The 14,394-nt window shown below is 61.5% G+C and carries 17 protein-coding genes; 11 read left to right on the top strand and 6 right to left on the bottom strand.

All coding sequences use genetic code 11. The features are described from left to right. Positions 1–26: 26 nt before the first annotated feature. From AB3G88_RS15395 to AB3G88_RS15385, 3 genes are all read left to right on the top strand, one after another. The gene (locus AB3G88_RS15395; RefSeq protein ID WP_099586899.1) at positions 27–410 is read left to right on the top strand and encodes a DUF2946 domain-containing protein; all 384 of its coding nucleotides are present in this window, start codon (positions 27–29) and stop codon (positions 408–410) included. 62 nt (positions 411–472) lie between these two features. Next, positions 473–1,018 (top strand): putative natural product biosynthesis protein, encoded by a 546-nt coding sequence (locus AB3G88_RS15390; protein WP_191958919.1) that lies wholly within the window; start codon positions 473–475, stop codon positions 1,016–1,018. A 163-nt stretch (positions 1,019–1,181) separates the two neighbouring features. Further along, positions 1,182–2,801, top strand: coding sequence for a methyl-accepting chemotaxis protein (locus AB3G88_RS15385; RefSeq protein WP_480450525.1), 1,620 nt, complete (start codon positions 1,182–1,184; stop codon positions 2,799–2,801). A gap of 128 nt (positions 2,802–2,929) precedes the next feature. Here AB3G88_RS15385 and AB3G88_RS15380 read toward each other — a convergent pair whose 3' ends face one another. Together AB3G88_RS15380 and AB3G88_RS15375 are read right to left on the bottom strand one after the other, a co-directional pair. Continuing rightward, positions 2,930–3,196: a hypothetical protein gene (locus AB3G88_RS15380; RefSeq protein ID WP_158878011.1), complete on the bottom strand. Its 267-nt coding sequence runs from the start codon at positions 3,194–3,196 to the stop codon at positions 2,930–2,932. 61 nt (positions 3,197–3,257) lie between these two features. Beyond that, the gene (locus AB3G88_RS15375) at positions 3,258–3,734 is read right to left on the bottom strand and encodes a PA2171 family ribosome-binding persister protein (protein WP_112195767.1); all 477 of its coding nucleotides are present in this window, start codon (positions 3,732–3,734) and stop codon (positions 3,258–3,260) included. 325 nt (positions 3,735–4,059) lie between these two features. On the opposite strand from AB3G88_RS15375, the gene AB3G88_RS15370 reads away from it, so the two are divergent. Then, positions 4,060–4,266 carry a PLD nuclease N-terminal domain-containing protein gene (locus tag AB3G88_RS15370; RefSeq protein ID WP_099586894.1) on the top strand — a complete coding sequence of 69 codons (207 nt, stop codon included), beginning with the start codon at positions 4,060–4,062 and terminating at the stop codon, positions 4,264–4,266. A gap of 63 nt (positions 4,267–4,329) precedes the next feature. Here AB3G88_RS15370 and AB3G88_RS15365 read toward each other — a convergent pair whose 3' ends face one another. Next, entirely contained in the window at positions 4,330–4,890 is a 561-nt protein-coding gene (locus AB3G88_RS15365) for a type 1 glutamine amidotransferase domain-containing protein (protein ID WP_480450522.1), read from the bottom strand. Between the two features lie 316 nt (positions 4,891–5,206). On the opposite strand from AB3G88_RS15365, the gene AB3G88_RS15360 reads away from it, so the two are divergent. Continuing rightward, positions 5,207–5,638 carry a DNA methylase gene (locus tag AB3G88_RS15360; protein ID WP_099586892.1) on the top strand — a complete coding sequence of 144 codons (432 nt, stop codon included), beginning with the start codon at positions 5,207–5,209 and terminating at the stop codon, positions 5,636–5,638. Continuing rightward, the gene (locus AB3G88_RS15355) at positions 5,635–6,372 is read left to right on the top strand and encodes a DUF72 domain-containing protein (RefSeq protein ID WP_480450520.1); all 738 of its coding nucleotides are present in this window, start codon (positions 5,635–5,637) and stop codon (positions 6,370–6,372) included. The genes AB3G88_RS15360 and AB3G88_RS15355 overlap by 4 nt, the downstream gene beginning before the upstream one ends. Here AB3G88_RS15355 and AB3G88_RS15350 read toward each other — a convergent pair. After that, positions 6,337–7,122, bottom strand: a complete 786-nt coding sequence (locus AB3G88_RS15350; protein ID WP_099586891.1) for a DeoR/GlpR family DNA-binding transcription regulator — start codon at positions 7,120–7,122, stop codon at positions 6,337–6,339. The two genes, AB3G88_RS15355 and AB3G88_RS15350, sit on opposite strands and share 36 nt — an antisense overlap. A gap of 376 nt (positions 7,123–7,498) precedes the next feature. Beyond that, positions 7,499–8,425, bottom strand: a complete 927-nt coding sequence (locus AB3G88_RS15345) for an alpha/beta hydrolase (protein ID WP_480450518.1) — start codon at positions 8,423–8,425, stop codon at positions 7,499–7,501. A 143-nt stretch (positions 8,426–8,568) separates the two neighbouring features. Here AB3G88_RS15345 and AB3G88_RS15340 point away from each other — a divergent pair, with 143 nt between their 5' ends. The 5 genes from AB3G88_RS15340 to AB3G88_RS15320 all read left to right on the top strand — a co-directional run bounded on the left by AB3G88_RS15340 (position 8,569) and on the right by AB3G88_RS15320 (position 13,370). Further along, positions 8,569–9,156: an NUDIX domain-containing protein gene (locus AB3G88_RS15340; RefSeq protein ID WP_099586889.1), complete on the top strand. Its 588-nt coding sequence runs from the start codon at positions 8,569–8,571 to the stop codon at positions 9,154–9,156. 87 nt (positions 9,157–9,243) lie between these two features. Further along, positions 9,244–9,834 carry an antibiotic biosynthesis monooxygenase gene (locus AB3G88_RS15335; RefSeq protein ID WP_158878004.1) on the top strand — a complete coding sequence of 197 codons (591 nt, stop codon included), beginning with the start codon at positions 9,244–9,246 and terminating at the stop codon, positions 9,832–9,834. Then, positions 9,831–11,669, top strand: coding sequence for an amidohydrolase (locus tag AB3G88_RS15330; RefSeq protein WP_099586887.1), 1,839 nt, complete (start codon positions 9,831–9,833; stop codon positions 11,667–11,669). The genes AB3G88_RS15335 and AB3G88_RS15330 overlap by 4 nt, the downstream gene beginning before the upstream one ends. 21 nt (positions 11,670–11,690) lie before the next feature. Beyond that, positions 11,691–12,308, top strand: coding sequence for an isochorismate family cysteine hydrolase YcaC (ycaC, locus tag AB3G88_RS15325; RefSeq protein ID WP_095015792.1), 618 nt, complete (start codon positions 11,691–11,693; stop codon positions 12,306–12,308). A 180-nt stretch (positions 12,309–12,488) separates the two neighbouring features. Next, positions 12,489–13,370 carry a LysR family transcriptional regulator gene (locus AB3G88_RS15320; RefSeq protein WP_480450514.1) on the top strand — a complete coding sequence of 294 codons (882 nt, stop codon included), beginning with the start codon at positions 12,489–12,491 and terminating at the stop codon, positions 13,368–13,370. On the opposite strand, the gene AB3G88_RS15315 is transcribed toward AB3G88_RS15320, so the two are convergent. Then, positions 13,357–14,394 (bottom strand): AraC family transcriptional regulator, encoded by a 1,038-nt coding sequence (locus tag AB3G88_RS15315; RefSeq protein ID WP_099586885.1) that lies wholly within the window; start codon positions 14,392–14,394, stop codon positions 13,357–13,359. The two genes, AB3G88_RS15320 and AB3G88_RS15315, sit on opposite strands and share 14 nt — an antisense overlap.

The raw sequence follows: 14,394 nt of genomic DNA, 5'->3' as shown, positions 1-14,394 counted from the left end.
GCGCCTTCGGTGTTAGAGTCGCCGCCATGAAATCGAGCCACTCCGACCGTTCGCTGATCGTCTGGACCCTGTACTTCTGCGTGCTGATGAACCTGTTCGCGTGCGGTTTGGGCCATGGCCAGATGATGGGCCAACAGCTCAACGGGATCGGCGGCGCGTTCTGTTCGTTGGACGGCAAGCAGGCGCCACTTTCCGACAAAGGGTTGGACAGCCCGGCTTCCAGCAACATCTCGAACTACTTTGCCTGCCCAGTGTGCGCCGCGTTGACCGTCGCCCTGGTGTTCCTGATCGGTCTGGCCTGGCTGCTGGGGCTCGGGCAACCGCCGCGCCCGGCCCACGAACGGCGCAACAAGGCGCCGCCGCGCCATGCCTGGCCCTCGGCCAACCCCCGCGCTTCCCCCGCATTCTGACGTGTGCCTTGGGCTTCCTGTGACCAGGAGGCGTTCGATCGTCACGACTGTGAGTGCGTTTCATGAACCATCAATTGCCTGCAGGCGCCAGTCGCCTGGTCAGCAAGGCGTCCCGTCGCCTGCGCGCGGAACCGGCGCGGGCTGAATACCCGAGTAACTCGCGCTGTTTCGTGCACCTGGATGCACGTCTGTTGCCCTACTGGCACACCCTGTTCGATATCTGCCCGGCGCTGCTCAAACTTGACCCGCCCGAGGGTCTGAACCTGTTCCGCAGCTTCATGACCTGGGCCTATCGCAACCAGCCCGCGCAGGATTGGACCTACCACCTGAATGTGTGTCGCTGGCTGCTGGGCTCGCCGTATCGCACGCAAATCGACGATGAGCCCATCGAAGCGTTCATGGCAGCGGCCGCAGCGTGTTGGGTCAACACTGACACCAGCCAGGCCCAGGGCGTGGTAGTGGCCTGGCACGCCATGACGGTGTTCGATTGCAAGCGCGCGGTGCCCTTCGAAGCTGTACAGCCAGCCTTGCCACCCGCGCCGTGGGATTTCGCCTGGTGCCCAATGACCACCGAAGCAGGCTTCAGCGCTTGGTTGCCCGTGCCTTGATCGGCATCAAGGCGCGGTCTCATCGCGCTGGCATCTAATCCGTCGCTGGCCCAACGTTTGCAAGCCAGCGCAGTGAGACGCTGCGCCGTGGGTGGCCAGCGTCCGCCACAGGATTTTTCAGATGCTGCCCATGGTGGGCAGGTGTTCATCAGGGACTCTCAGAATGAAGCAATTAACCACGGCACAACGCATTGTCATCGGGTTCGCGATTGCGCCGCTGGCCCTGGTCGGCTTGGTGTTTTACGCCCTGCATGATCTGGCAACGCTCAAGCAGCAATCCGAACAGATCGTGCAGGAGGATTGGCCGAAAATCGCGCCGATCATGGTGATCGCCACCGGCGTGCGGGATAACGGACGCAACACCCGCGACCTGCTGATCGACCAGGATAATCAGCAGGCCCAGGACGCCATTGGCAGCACCCGGCAACGCATCACCGAGGCGTTCGCCACTCTTGAACCGCTGCTCGATACGTCTGAAGGCAGAGCGGCATATGCCGCGTTGAAAACCCATCGAGAAGCCTATGTGGCCGCCTTTACCCAGGTGCAGGCGCTGATCAGGCAAGGCGCCCGCGACGAGGGCCTGGCGCAGCTCAAGCAACAGGTCATGCCGGCTGAACTTAACGTGTACAAGAGCCTGGATGCCTTGATGGCCATGCAGGGCCGCGTATTTGCCGACCGCCAGCACGCGGCGCAAACCCTGTACGACGACGCCCGACGCACCATGATCGGGCTGCTCCTGCTGTGCCTGGCGTTGGTCGTGGCCGCCGCAGTGATGGTGACCCGCAGCGTGATCCGCCCCCTGGGCGGCGAACCGGATGAGGCCGCACGAGTGCTGAGTCATATCGCCCAAGGCGACCTGACCATCGTGGTGCCCGTTGGCAACAGCGCTGAAGGCAGCGTGATGCGCAACCTGCACCAGATGCAGCAAAACCTGAACCAGATGGTGCGGCACATCGCAGCGTCGGTGGACGGGGTGGCCAGCTCTTCGGAGGAGTTGAGCGCGGTCAGCAGCCAGACCAGCAGCAGCCTGCAACTGCAGGGCCAGGAGATTGAGCAGGCGGCAACCGCCGTGAATCAAATGACCGCTGCCGTGGACGAAGTGGCGCGCAATGCGGTGAGTACCAGCGAGGCCTCGCGCCTGTCGGAACAGACCGCTCAGCGCGGCCAGGCCCAGGTGCAGGAAACCGTGGCGTCGATCAACACCCTGGCCACGGGCGTGGTTGAAACCTCGGAGCGTATTCAGCAACTGGCCGGGCGTGTGCAGGACATCAGCAGTGTGCTGGAGGTGATCCGCAGCATCGCCGACCAGACCAACTTGCTGGCGTTGAACGCGGCAATCGAAGCGGCCCGGGCCGGTGATGCCGGACGCGGGTTTGCCGTGGTCGCCGATGAGGTGCGCGCGCTGGCCCATCGTACGCAAGTCTCGACCCAAGAGATCGAGCAGATGATCGGCAACGTTCGCCAGGACACCGAGCACGCCGTCGCGGCCATGCACAACAGTAGCGAGCGGGTCCAGGCAACCTTGGGCGTGGCGCAGCGCTCGGGGCAGGCGCTGGAAGAAATCACGCGGTCTATCTCGCAGATCAATGAACGCAACATGATGATCGCCAGTGCCACCGAAGAACAGGCATTGGTCGCGCGTGAGGTGGATCGCAATCTGGTGGGGATTCGCACCTTGTCTCAGCAGGTGTTGCAGGGCGCGTTGCATACCGAGACGGCGGGTCACGATCTCGCGGGGATGGCGGGGGCGTTGCACCAGACAGTCGCACGCTTCAAGGTCTAGAGGCTGAGGGCCAGGGTGCCGGCCCTGCCTGAAATCCAGGCAGAAGCCGCACCATCCAGGGGCGTCATCGTGACGGGCGCGGGCTGAAACAGCGCACGCTCGCCGCGCTGCCGATTACTGATGAGCTATCAACTGCCGGTACGTGGTTTTTCCTGGCGACCTTTGTCTTTATCTTCCTCATCAGGCTTGGGGGTCTTGTCCGGTTGCTTGACGGCTTTGCCACTGTCGGCCGGGCTGCTCGGGTAAGTGCCGGGCGGCAGTGCAGACCCCGCAGCGCCGTCGTTTGCAACAGCCGTGGCGGCCGGTGTCGGGTTGTCGCCGAATGCGGCCGTTACGGGCTGGCCTGACAGGGCTGCCAGGCAGAGTGCAAGCACGATCCCTTGTCTATTCGTCATGATTCAATCCTCTTGATTCATCGAACACAGCCGTGGACGTGTCCACGGGCCGACCGGTGCATTACGCAGCCATTGGCTTGCCTGCCGTCGCCTTCTTGTGCGCGGCCTTCATGGCTTGCATTTGTGCACCCAGTTCTTCCAGCAGAGCCTTGCCCAGCAGTTTTTTCGCCTGAGGAAACATCTCGGTTTCCTCTTCTTCGATGTGATGTTCCAGCAGTTCCTTGACCACCTTCACCCGACCGGAAAACTCGGTGGTGGACGGCTCCGTCTGCTTCAAGTCAGGCAGCACCAGGGAGTCGACGGTGCGATGCTCTTCCTTGGCTTCGTGGTACATGATGTCCTGCTCCTTGCCGCCGGCTTTACGGAAGGCCGGGTACAGAATCTCTTCCTCAAGCCGGGTGTGCAGGCTGATTTCCATTTCGAGTTTAGCCAACAGCTCGGTACGTTTTTTAACCCCGCGCTCGGTGGACTCACTCAGTTGGGTCAACAGCGCTTTGACACGTTCATGGTCGGCTTTAAGCAGGTCGATGGCATTCATGATGAAACCTCACAGACAGGGTTCGGGCGCGTCGAAGTGCGCGCTTCGTCTGGTAGGAAATTGCATAACTCAGACCATCCTCGACGATAGGTCGAAAGTGATTTGAATCAATAGGTTGAGATCGACTTTGAAAAGCCTCTGTCGTGCAGCTTGCATGGTCGGCCGCTAATCGGATTGCATTAAACCCGCCTCCATCGCGCGCGACGGACAGATGCTGGCGACTCGGCATGTGCCGCAATTACTGGGCGAGAGCACACTGGCGTAATTCCGATGGAACCCTTGGCGCGAATGCTTGACCTAACCCATAGACCTCAGGAGGTGAATCATGGAAATGCATTATGTCTGGATCGGTTTGGCGGTGATTCTGCTGCTCTTGGAACTGTGGGCGATCAATGTCGTATTACGCAGCACCAGTGGCTGGGAGACCAAGGGGTTGTGGCTGGTCATTCTGATCTTTGTGCCGTTGTTGGGCCTGATTGCGTGGGCGATGTTCGGACCCAAGCGCGAGATGCCGGAACACCGCAAGAGCTGATGCTTTGAGCGATCAGCAAACAGGCGCCCCGCGGGGCGCCTGTTTACGTTCAGACGGCGATTATCAGCCGGCCAGCGCCGTGGCAATTGCTTCATTGAACGCCGGCAGATCGTCCGGGGTCCGGGAGGTGATCAAGGTCCAGCCATTGGCGTTGCATTGCTTGACCTCGGCGTCGACCCAACCGGCGGCGCCGGCGTTTTCCAGGTCGATGCGTACGCTTTTATAGGAGGTCAGGGTCTTGCCTGTGATCACGCCCGCGTCGATCAGCGTCCAGGGCCCGTGACAGATGGCCGCAATGGTCTTGCCGGCGTCGGCGAAGCTCTTGATCAAGCGCAGCGCCGCTGCGTCCTGGCGCAGGGTGTCGGCGTTGACGGTGCCGCCAGGGATCACCAGCGCATCAAAATCACTGCTCTGGACATCCGACAGTTGCACGTCGGATTCCACGCTCATGTCCTTTTCGGTATCGCCGACAAACGTCTGGGTGGTTCCACCTTTGCTGGATACATGGGTCACCGTCGCGCCAAAACCGCGCAGCGCATCCAGCGGCTTGAGCAACTCGTCGCGCTCGATGCCGGTGTTGGAGGTGATGATGAGGATTTTCTTGCCGTTGAGTTGCGCGCTCATGGTCGATTGTCTCCTGGGTAGAAGGGTTGTGGCCGGTGGATTCCTGGCCCTTTCAACGTTGCAGATACTTGACTGTTGAGGGCGCGCCTGGGCGAAAGGTTTAAATTTTTTTGCGTCGATTTCTGCGCGGCAATTTCCTTGAACTATCAAAACACCCAGGGCTCTGCTTCACAAAGGAGGCGACTTTTCGTACTCCATCCATTGCCTGGAGAGATACCGTGGCCGCTCGTAAAACTCTCGACCGTCTCAGTTCGCAAGATGTCCGCACATGCGCAGACCCAGCCGTCAAGGCTGAGCGCAAACCGGGTCAATAATCATGGCACGCGCCATTACCGCCTCTGAATTGGGGATCGAACTCAAGCCTGACGACGACAGCGGCTTGTTCAAGTGGTTTATCGCCAGTTTCCTGATGGGCAAGCGCATCCAGGCTCCCATCGCGGCACAGGCCTACAGGGAGATTGTGGAAGAGCAGGGGCGCGACACCGCGCGCAAGTTGCAGCACTGTACGTCGCGGGAGTTGGTGGCAATGCTGGGGCGTGCCCATTACGTTCGCTACGACGAATCCACTGCGCAGCGCCTGCTGGACCTCAGCGCGAAACTGAACGCCGAGTATGCCGGCAAGATCACCCACATCCGCCGCGCCAGCGCCGACCGTCAGGCGTTTGAAAAACGCTTGGCCGAGTTCGATGGCGTAGGCCCCAAGACTATCGAGATTTTCATGCGCGACGCGGCGGCGGTGCTGTTTTGACGGCATCGTTGTACCTCGGTTGTGCCGGTTGGAGCTTGCCGCGTGAGCACTGGCCGGCGTTCAGTGATGAGGGCACGCATCTGCAGCGTTACGCCTCACGCTTTGACGCGGTGGAGATCAACAGCTCGTTCTATCGCCCGCACCTGCCGAAAACCTATGCACGTTGGGGCGAGTCCGTGCCGCCTGGGTTTCGTTTTTCGCTGAAGATGCCCAAGCGCATTACCCACGAGTTGCGCCTGCGCCAGTGTGAAACGGCGCTTGAGGAATTTCTCGAACAATGCGCGCCATTGGGGGAGCGCCTCGGCTGCCTGCTGGTGCAACTGCCTCCCTCATTGAGCTATGAGCCCTCCAGTGCCAGCGCCTTTTTCATGGCTGTTCGCCGATGTTTTGCCGGCAATGTGGTGCTTGAACCGCGCCACGCCAGTTGGCTGGCGGCCGAGGCGATGTTGCAGGATTTGCACATTGGGCGAGTGGCCGTCGACCCACCTGTGATCGACGCCACGCCGACCTGCGCGGGCTGGCAAGGTGTGCGCTATTGGCGACTGCATGGATCACCGCGCATTTATCACAGTGCCTATGGCCCGCAGCGTTTACGCGAGTTCGCGCGACACCTTGACCGGTCGGTCGCGGACGGCATTCCAACCTGGTGCATTTTCGACAACACCGCCAGCGGTCATGCCGTCGCTGACGCCCTGTACCTACTCGACCTCAACCCGCAACACCTCCAGCCCTAACTGCTCATACGCCTCCATATTTGGCACGTGCCATTCGGTAATCAGCGTGTGAATCCGACTGCAGGGCGCCACTACGAACGGCTCCACCGCACCGAGTTTGTCCGCCATGGTCACGGCGACAACCTGGGAAGCGCTGTCGAGCAAGGCTTGCTTGACCACCACTTCATCAAAATGCACCGAACTGATGCCCACCTGTGGATGCAACGCGCATACGCCGGTGAACAACAGGTCGGCCTTGATGCTCTGGATCAAGCGCACGGCCTCGTGCCCACCGGTGGACAGCGTGGCCGGGTTGAGTTGGCCGCCGGCCAGAATCACTTTTACATGGGGATGATCGGCCAAGGCGATGGCGATCATCGGCGACGCCGTGACCACCGTCAGGTGGATCGCCCGCGGCAATGACTGGGCGATCTGTAGCGTGGTCGAGCCGGAGTCGAACAGCACAATCTGGCCGTCTTCCACTCGGCCAGCCGCCCATTGCGCGAGTTGGCGCTTGGCATCATTGGTCTCGCCGACCCGCGTGAAAAAATCTTTGCCTGTGTCTTTGGGCCGGGGCAGGGCGCCGCCGTGCACGCGCTGCAGCAGGCCGGCGGCGGCCAGTTCGCCGAGGTCGCGGCGGATGGTGTCCTGGGACACGGCAAAGTGCTCCACCAGTTCCGAGGCGGTGACTTTGCCGTCACGTTCCAGCAGCAACAGGATTTTCTGCTTGCGCAGGGAAGGCAAGTCGATAGGGTGATGGGCGTCGTGCATGTTTGTGCGCTTTTCTGCGGGTTTTTGCGAGATTAATCGCCCGCCCCTATAAACGCAATACCAAGGCACTTGACTCATTGCCCGTGAATTGGACGTGTCGACGGCGCTGTGTGGCTATAACGATATACGCGATGTGAACCGTGGGATTTTGCTGCCGGGGACCTTTCCAGAACTCATTGCCTGAGCAAATAAATCGTAAAAATACGAAAAGAGTTGTCCACGAAAACCGTGGGTATCTCTGTGGATAACTTTGCAAGACCCCAGCGGGTATGGCGATTTGGCCCACGGTCAATATTTGATCAACTTTCAGCGAGGCCCAGTATGGGCAGGGTTGGCGCTTGACAGCCAAGCGCCAACCCAGTGCCGAAAAGCGCTTTTATGAGTCGCCGTCGCGCCCTGTGGAGTGCGTGACAACCTGGGGTGGCATCCTGGCCTGCATCAGGTTGTCGAGTGCCTGGCGATAGCTGCGACCGGCCAGGCTCATGCTGTTGTTATGGCTGGCGCCCGGTACCAACAACAAACGCTTGGGCTCCTGGGCGGCTTCAAACAGTTGCTGGCTGAAGCGCGGCGGCACGTAGCGGTCGTCCAGGCCATGCACCACCAGCAATGGCATATGGATGTCGGCGATCTTGTCGATGGAATCAAATTTCTGCGACAGCAACCAGCGCACCGGCAATGACGTGTTGGCCACCGCCGTGGCGACGTCCGCGAGGGAAGTGAAGGTGGACTCGATCACCAGGCCGCGCACCGGCAGCGGCGTTTGCTTGCCCAGCTCGGCGGCCAGGTCGATGGCGACCGCGCCCCCGAGGGAATGCCCGTAGATCAGGCGCTTGCTCGGGTCAGGTTGCAGCAGCTGGAAGCGCTCCCAGGCGATGCGCGCATCTTCGTACACCGTGGTTTCCGACGGCAGCTCGCCGTGGCTTTGGCCAAAGCCGCGATAGTCGATGGCCAGCACTGAATAACCGAGTGCATGTAATTGCTCGATGCGAAACAACTGCCCGGTGAGGTTCCAGCGCACGCCGTGCAGGTAGAGGATCGCGGGCGCGTCCTGCTTGTCCGCCGGGTACCACCAGCCATGAATGTTTTGCCCGGACTTGAAGCTGGCAGGCTTGAGTTCGAATTCCTGCACCGCCTTGGGCAAGCCGCTGTACCAGCTGGCGGTACCCGGCTCGATGCGAAACACCAGCTCGCGCTCCTTGTGTTGCAGCACGCTGCAGCCCACCGGCAGGCCAATGATCAACAGCGCCATGCACAGCATGGGCAACCAGCGCAGGCTCAGGCGCGACATAAAACGAGAGGGCATGAAGGTTCCAGTGCAAAGGTGAAGCAGCGTTTTTAACAGATGGCCTGCACAAGCAGGCATTAATTCGACGGCCGCGCATAACGATTGCTTGCAAAGTGTTGCAGCGCTGACAATGGCTTCCTTCTTTGAGCCAAGGACCGACCATGGACAACAGCCCCGTGCGCATCACCGCCGAAGAGACTCTCTCGGACAACTGGTACCTGCTGAAAAAATACAGCTTCGACCTGCGCCGCCGGGACGGCAGTTGGCAAGCCCAGACCCGCGAGGTCTACGACCGTGGCAATGGCGCGACCATCCTGCTGTACAACCGCGTGCAACGTAGCGTGTTGCTGATTCGCCAATTCCGCATGCCCACCTTCGTCAATGACTACCACGGTTACCTGATCGAAGCGGCGGCGGGGCTGCTGGACAATGCCAGCCCCGAAGAGCGCATTCGCCTGGAAGCCGAGGAAGAGACCGGCTATCGCGTCGGGCAGGTGGAGAAGGTCTATGCGGCGTTCATGAGCCCTGGCTCGGTCACCGAGCGGATTCATTTTTTCATCGGCGAATACCAGCCAGGAGATCGTGTGAGTGGCGGCGGTGGCCTGGAAGAGGAGGGCGAGGACATCGAGGTGCTGGAACTGGGCTTCGAACGGGCCCTGGCAATGGTGCAGAGCGGCGAGATAGCCGACGGCAAGACCATCATGCTGTTGCAGCACCTGGAGTTGCGCATGTTGAAAGAAGGCTGGTGACCTAAACAGCACGTACATCCAATTTTCCGTCCCCTGTCCCCGGCACACTCCCCTCATCGCTGACATTTCAAGGCAGAGGGGCACACCATGGACCCAGCACCACAGACGGGGCCCGACGAAGTCGTCACCCTGGTCGTCAAACACCTGATCAAGCAAGGCCAGGAAGCCGATTACGAAGCCTGGTTGCGCCGCATCGTGCGCATCGCCGGCGAGCGCCCGGGGCACTTGGGTGTCGACGTGGTACGCAGCAAACAGAACAACCTGGCGCTGTTCACCTGCGTGTTGCGCTACCGCTCCACCGATGATCTGGAAACCTGGCTCGACTCCCCCGAGCGCAAGGCCCTGATCGCCGAAGCCGCGCCGATGCTGGCCGACGGCGACAAGACCGAGATCGGTGCGGTCAACGAATTCTGGTTCGCGCCCCTGGCCGACAGCGCCGCCAAGCCGCCGCGCTGGAAACAGGCAGTGGTCACCCTGTTTGTGATTCTGCCGCTGACCCTGCTGGTACCCATCGTGTGGGGGCCGATCCTGCGCCTGCACCCGTTCCTCTCCAACTATGTGGTCGCCACGTTCCTGGTCACGCTGACCATCGTGCTGCTGGTGGTGTACCTGCTGATGCCGGCGGCCACCCGCCTGTTCGCCCCCTGGCTTGAAGCCTCTGTAAAGGAAACCCTATGAACGCCGATCTGATTCTGTTCAATGGCCAGTTCCACACTGTGGACCGGGAAAACCCACGCGCAACCGCCGTCGCCATCCATCAGGGCCGTTTCGTCGCCGTCGGCACCGACGGTGAAGCCATGGCCCTGCGTGGCAGCGGTACCCAGGTCATTGACCTCAAGGGCCGCACCGTGATTCCCGGCCTTAACGACTCGCACCTGCACCTGATCCGTGGCGGGCTGAACTACAACCTCGAACTGCGCTGGGAAGGCGTGCCGTCCCTGGCCGATGCCCTGCGCATGCTCAAGGACCAGGCCGACCGCACGCCGACGCCGCAATGGGTGCGCGTGGTGGGTGGCTGGAACGAATTCCAGTTCGCCGAAAAACGCATGCCAACCCTGGAAGAGCTCAACCAGGCTGCGCCGGACACCCCGGTGTTTGTACTGCACCTGTACGACCGCGCCTTGCTTAACCGCGCCGCCCTGCGCGTGGCCGGCTACACCAAGGACACGCCGAACCCGCCGGGCGGCGAGATCGTACGCGACAGCCACGGCAACCCCACCGGCATGCTGGTGGCGCGGCCCAACGCGATGATTCTGTATTCGACCCTGGCCAAAGGCCCGAAACTGCCGTTGGAATACCAGGTCAACTCCACGCGCCAGTTCATGCGTGAACTCAATCGCCTCGGTCTCACCAGCGCGATCGACGCTGGCGGTGGCTTCCAGAACTATCCCGATGACTACGCGGTGATCGAGCAACTGGCCAAGGATGAACAGCTGACGGTGCGCATCGCCTACAACCTGTTCACCCAAAAGCCCAAGGAAGAACTCAGCGACTTCAAGCATTGGACCGGCAGCGTCACCCTGCACCAGGGCGACGACTACCTGCGCCACAACGGCGCGGGCGAGATGCTGGTGTTCTCGGCGGCGGATTTCGAAGACTTCCTGGAGCCGCGTCCGGACCTGCCGCTGACCATGGAGCAGGAGCTTGAGCCGGTGGTGCGCCACTTGGTGGAGCAGCGCTGGCCGTTCCGCCTGCATGCCACCTACGACGAGTCCATCTCGCGCATGCTCGACGTGTTCGAAAAGGTCAACCGCGACATCCCATTCAATGGCCTGCCGTGGTTCTTCGACCACGCCGAAACCATCACCCCGAAAAACATCGAGCGTGTGCGCGCCCTGGGCGGCGGCATTGCGATCCAGGACCGCATGGCGTTCCAGGGTGAGTATTTTGTCGAGCGCTACGGCGCCAAGGCCGCCGAAGCCACGCCACCGATCAAGCGCATGCTTGCCGAAGGCGTGCCGGTAGGCGCGGGCACTGACGCCACGCGGGTGTCCAGCTATAACCCGTGGACTTCGCTGTACTGGATGGTCAGCGGCCGCACCGTCGGTGGTCTGGAGCTGCACGCCGAAGGCCTGCCGCGTCTCACTGCCCTGGAACTGTTCACCCACGGCAGCGCCTGGTTCTCGTCCGAGCAGGGCAAGAAAGGCCAGATCAAGGTCGGCCAATTGGCGGACGTCGCCGCGCTGTCGGCGGATTTTTTCAGTGTCGATGAAGAAGCCATCAAGTGGATCGAGTCGGTGCTCACCGTAGTCGGCGGCAAGGTGGTGTACGGCGCCGGCGACTTCGAAGATTTCGCCCCGCCGCGTGTGCCGGTGCTGCCGGACTGGTCGCCGGTGGTCAAGGTGCCGGGTCACTGGCGTCCGACTTCACCGCTCCAGGCCCAGGTTCACCAATGCAGCGGCCCTTGCGGCGTGCATTCCCACAGCCATGAAAAAGCCCGTCTTTCCAGTGTGCCGGTCAGCGACTTCCAGGGTTTCTGGGGTGCGTTTGGCTGCTCGTGTTTTGCCTTTTAAAACCCCCGAAGGAGTTAACCCATGACTTACAAACGCTTGAACAAAGATGATGCCGTTGTCCTGTTGGTCGATCACCAGACGGGCCTGATCTCCCTGGTCCAGGATTTCTCCCCCAACGAATTCAAGAACAACGTGCTGGCCCTGGCCGACGTGGCCAAGTTCTTCAACCTGCCGACCATCCTCACCACCAGCTTTGAAAGCGGTCCCAACGGTCCGCTGGTGCCTGAGTTGAAAGAACTGTTCCCGGACGCGCCGTACATCCCGCGTCCAGGCCAGATCAACGCCTGGGACAACGAAGACTTCGTCAAAGCCGTCAAGGCCACCGGCCGCAAGCAGATCATCATTGCCGGTGTGGTGACGGACGTGTGCGTAGCTTTCCCGACCTTGTGCGCCCTTGATGAAGGCTTCGAGGTATTCGTGGTCACCGATGCTTCCGGCACCTTCAACGAAACCGTGCAACAGGCCGCCTGGGCACGCATGACTGCCGCCGGTGCGCAGCTGGTGAACTGGTTCTCCGTGGCCTGCGAGCTGCAAGTGGACTGGCGCAACGACATGGAAGGCCTGGCCAACCTGCTGTCGCCGCGTATCCCCAACTATCGCAACCTGATGAACAGCTACTCGGCATTCACTACCAAGTAACCTGCTCTCAAGCCTGTAGGTAATCCCTTGTGGGAGGGGGCTTGCCCCCGATTGCGGTGTGTCAGTCTGAATATTTTTGACTGATCCACTGCTATCGGGGGCAAGCCCCCTCCCACATTTGATTTGTGGTGTTGCGACCATCCAGTTATAAATCAGCCCATCGTCCACCGAGAAGCGACAATGAACCCCTTCGAAGACATGCGCCTGTTCTGTCAGGTCATGGAATCCGGCAGCTTCACCGCCGCCGCCGAACAGCTGGGCCTGTCCAAGCAGTTCGTCAGCCGCCGCCTCATCCAGCTGGAAGATCGCCTCGGCGTGCGTCTGCTCAACCGCTCCACGCGCCGGCTGGATGTCACGCCGCTCGGCCAGAGCTACTACGAATCCGCTTTGCGCCTGCTCGGTGAAGTCGAGCAAGTGGAGCAGGGCATCGCCGGCCAGAACAGCGAGCCGCGGGGCACCATTCGCCTCAGCGCGCCGTTGTCATTTGCCATGGCTCACCTGGGTTGCCTGTTGCCGTTGTTCTTGCAACGCCATCCCCAAGTGTCGGTGGAAGTCGACCTCAGCGACCGCCCCGTGGACCTGATCGGTGAAGGCTACGACCTGGTGCTGCGGATCGGCACCCTGGAAGATTCCACTCTGATCGCCCGCCGTATCGCCAGCATCCAGCGGGTGTATTGCGCCAGCCCCGACTACCTGGCCCTGCGCGGCACTCCCGTGCAACCCGACGACCTGGCTCAACACGACTGCCTGCCTTACGGCCACGGCCGCCAGGTGCAATGGCGTTTCAAGGGCAAAGTGCAGGCGCTGAACGTCAGCGGCCGCATGCGGGTCAACAACGGTGAACTGTTACGCGACACGGCCATTGCCGGCCTGGGCATCACCTACTTGCCGACTTTTATCGTCGGCGCCGCCTTGAAGGACGGTAGCCTGGTCACGATTCTCGACGACTTCGCCCCCGAAGCCCTGACCCTGTCGGCGGTGTATCCCCAGCATCGGCAAAGCTCACGGCCGGTGCAGGCGCTGGTGGAGTTCCTGCGCGAGCGCCTGGCTAGCGGCTGTTGAACAATTGGCGGATCAGGCTCGGCGTACTGCCGGTCCAGCGCTTGAATGAGCGCCGAAAGTTCGCCGCATCATTGAAGTTCAGGTACGCCGCCACTTCATCATTGCTGTAGCCCTTGACCTGGTACAGGTGCAGCGCCACCTGCTTGCGCACCCGGTCCACTTGCTGCTGAAAGCCAGTGTCGTGTTTGTGCAGCTTGCGCTTGAGCGTCGCCGGGCTCATGGCAAAGGCCTGGGCCGCCTGTTCCAGGCTCGGCGGCTGACGCACCTGCTCGCGCAGGTAGTCGTAGAGGCAATCGAGAAAACTGCCGGCAAATCCCAGTTGTTCGATCTGTTCCCGGGCCTGTCGGCGCGCAACCTGGCCGGCGGTGGCCGAAGCCCCCGGCCAGGCGCGTGTGAGGTGCTCGCGGGGGATGCACATCATGTCCAGTGGGCGCTCGAAGCGCGTGTCTTCGCCCAGGTGCACCCAATACTGTTCGACATACCGCGGTTCGGCATGGCTGAAACTGCACACCCACGGCAAGCGCTCGCCGCTGAGCCATTGGCTCATGGCAACCAGCGACGTCATGCTCGCCTCCAGCAAAAACCGCCACTGCTCGCCGGCCCCGCAACTGTCCAGCCAATACAGGTAGGCGTGGTGCTCATCCAGCTCCAGTTGCAGGGTGACCAAGGGGCTGAGCAGCACCTGTTGCTGGATCAGGATCTCCAGCGCCTGATGCAGATTCTGGGCATGGCCCAAGGCATGGCTGGCCGCACCGTAATAGCCGGGCAGCAAGCGTTGGCCGAACAGAAAGCTGCTGTCATCGGCATCCAGTAGCTTGCGACTGTTACCGATCAGTGCCAGGAATTGTTGCGGGCTCAAGCGCGCCGTGCCGGCGAGGATATCCTCGTGGAACAGACCGGTGCCGCGCAGCAATCGGTGGCTGTCGATGTCACGGGACAGGGCCAGGTCGATCAGCGTGGCGGGTTGGTTGTGTCCTGGGATGAAGCGGCTGTCGGCCTCATACCAGTTGGTTTTTACCGCCAT

The organism is Pseudomonas arvensis, from assembly GCF_056688935.1.
The sequence above is the reverse complement of the archived record's forward strand: the minus strand, read 5'-3'. Positions and strand labels throughout refer to the sequence as shown.

Coding starts and splice junctions, on each gene's coding strand:
- AB3G88_RS15365 (WP_480450522.1), bottom strand. CDS start 4,890: ATGAGCGCGCAACTCAACGGCAAGAAAATCCTCATCATCACCTCCAAC.
- AB3G88_RS15335 (WP_158878004.1), top strand. CDS start 9,244: ATGGACCCAGCACCACAGACGGGGCCCGACGAAGTCGTCACCCTGGTC.
- AB3G88_RS15315 (WP_099586885.1), bottom strand. CDS start 14,394: ATGGCGGTAAAAACCAACTGGTATGAGGCCGACAGCCGCTTCATCCCA.
- AB3G88_RS15385 (WP_480450525.1), top strand. CDS start 1,182: ATGAAGCAATTAACCACGGCACAACGCATTGTCATCGGGTTCGCGATT.
- AB3G88_RS15340 (WP_099586889.1), top strand. CDS start 8,569: ATGGACAACAGCCCCGTGCGCATCACCGCCGAAGAGACTCTCTCGGAC.
- AB3G88_RS15320 (WP_480450514.1), top strand. CDS start 12,489: ATGAACCCCTTCGAAGACATGCGCCTGTTCTGTCAGGTCATGGAATCC.
- AB3G88_RS15370 (WP_099586894.1), top strand. CDS start 4,060: ATGGAAATGCATTATGTCTGGATCGGTTTGGCGGTGATTCTGCTGCTC.
- AB3G88_RS15390 (WP_191958919.1), top strand. CDS start 473: ATGAACCATCAATTGCCTGCAGGCGCCAGTCGCCTGGTCAGCAAGGCG.
- AB3G88_RS15375 (WP_112195767.1), bottom strand. CDS start 3,734: ATGAATGCCATCGACCTGCTTAAAGCCGACCATGAACGTGTCAAAGCG.
- AB3G88_RS15380 (WP_158878011.1), bottom strand. CDS start 3,196: ATGACGAATAGACAAGGGATCGTGCTTGCACTCTGCCTGGCAGCCCTG.
- ycaC (WP_095015792.1), top strand. CDS start 11,691: ATGACTTACAAACGCTTGAACAAAGATGATGCCGTTGTCCTGTTGGTC.
- AB3G88_RS15330 (WP_099586887.1), top strand. CDS start 9,831: ATGAACGCCGATCTGATTCTGTTCAATGGCCAGTTCCACACTGTGGAC.
- AB3G88_RS15395 (WP_099586899.1), top strand. CDS start 27: ATGAAATCGAGCCACTCCGACCGTTCGCTGATCGTCTGGACCCTGTAC.
- AB3G88_RS15350 (WP_099586891.1), bottom strand. CDS start 7,122: ATGCACGACGCCCATCACCCTATCGACTTGCCTTCCCTGCGCAAGCAG.
- AB3G88_RS15360 (WP_099586892.1), top strand. CDS start 5,207: ATGGCACGCGCCATTACCGCCTCTGAATTGGGGATCGAACTCAAGCCT.
- AB3G88_RS15345 (WP_480450518.1), bottom strand. CDS start 8,425: ATGCCCTCTCGTTTTATGTCGCGCCTGAGCCTGCGCTGGTTGCCCATG.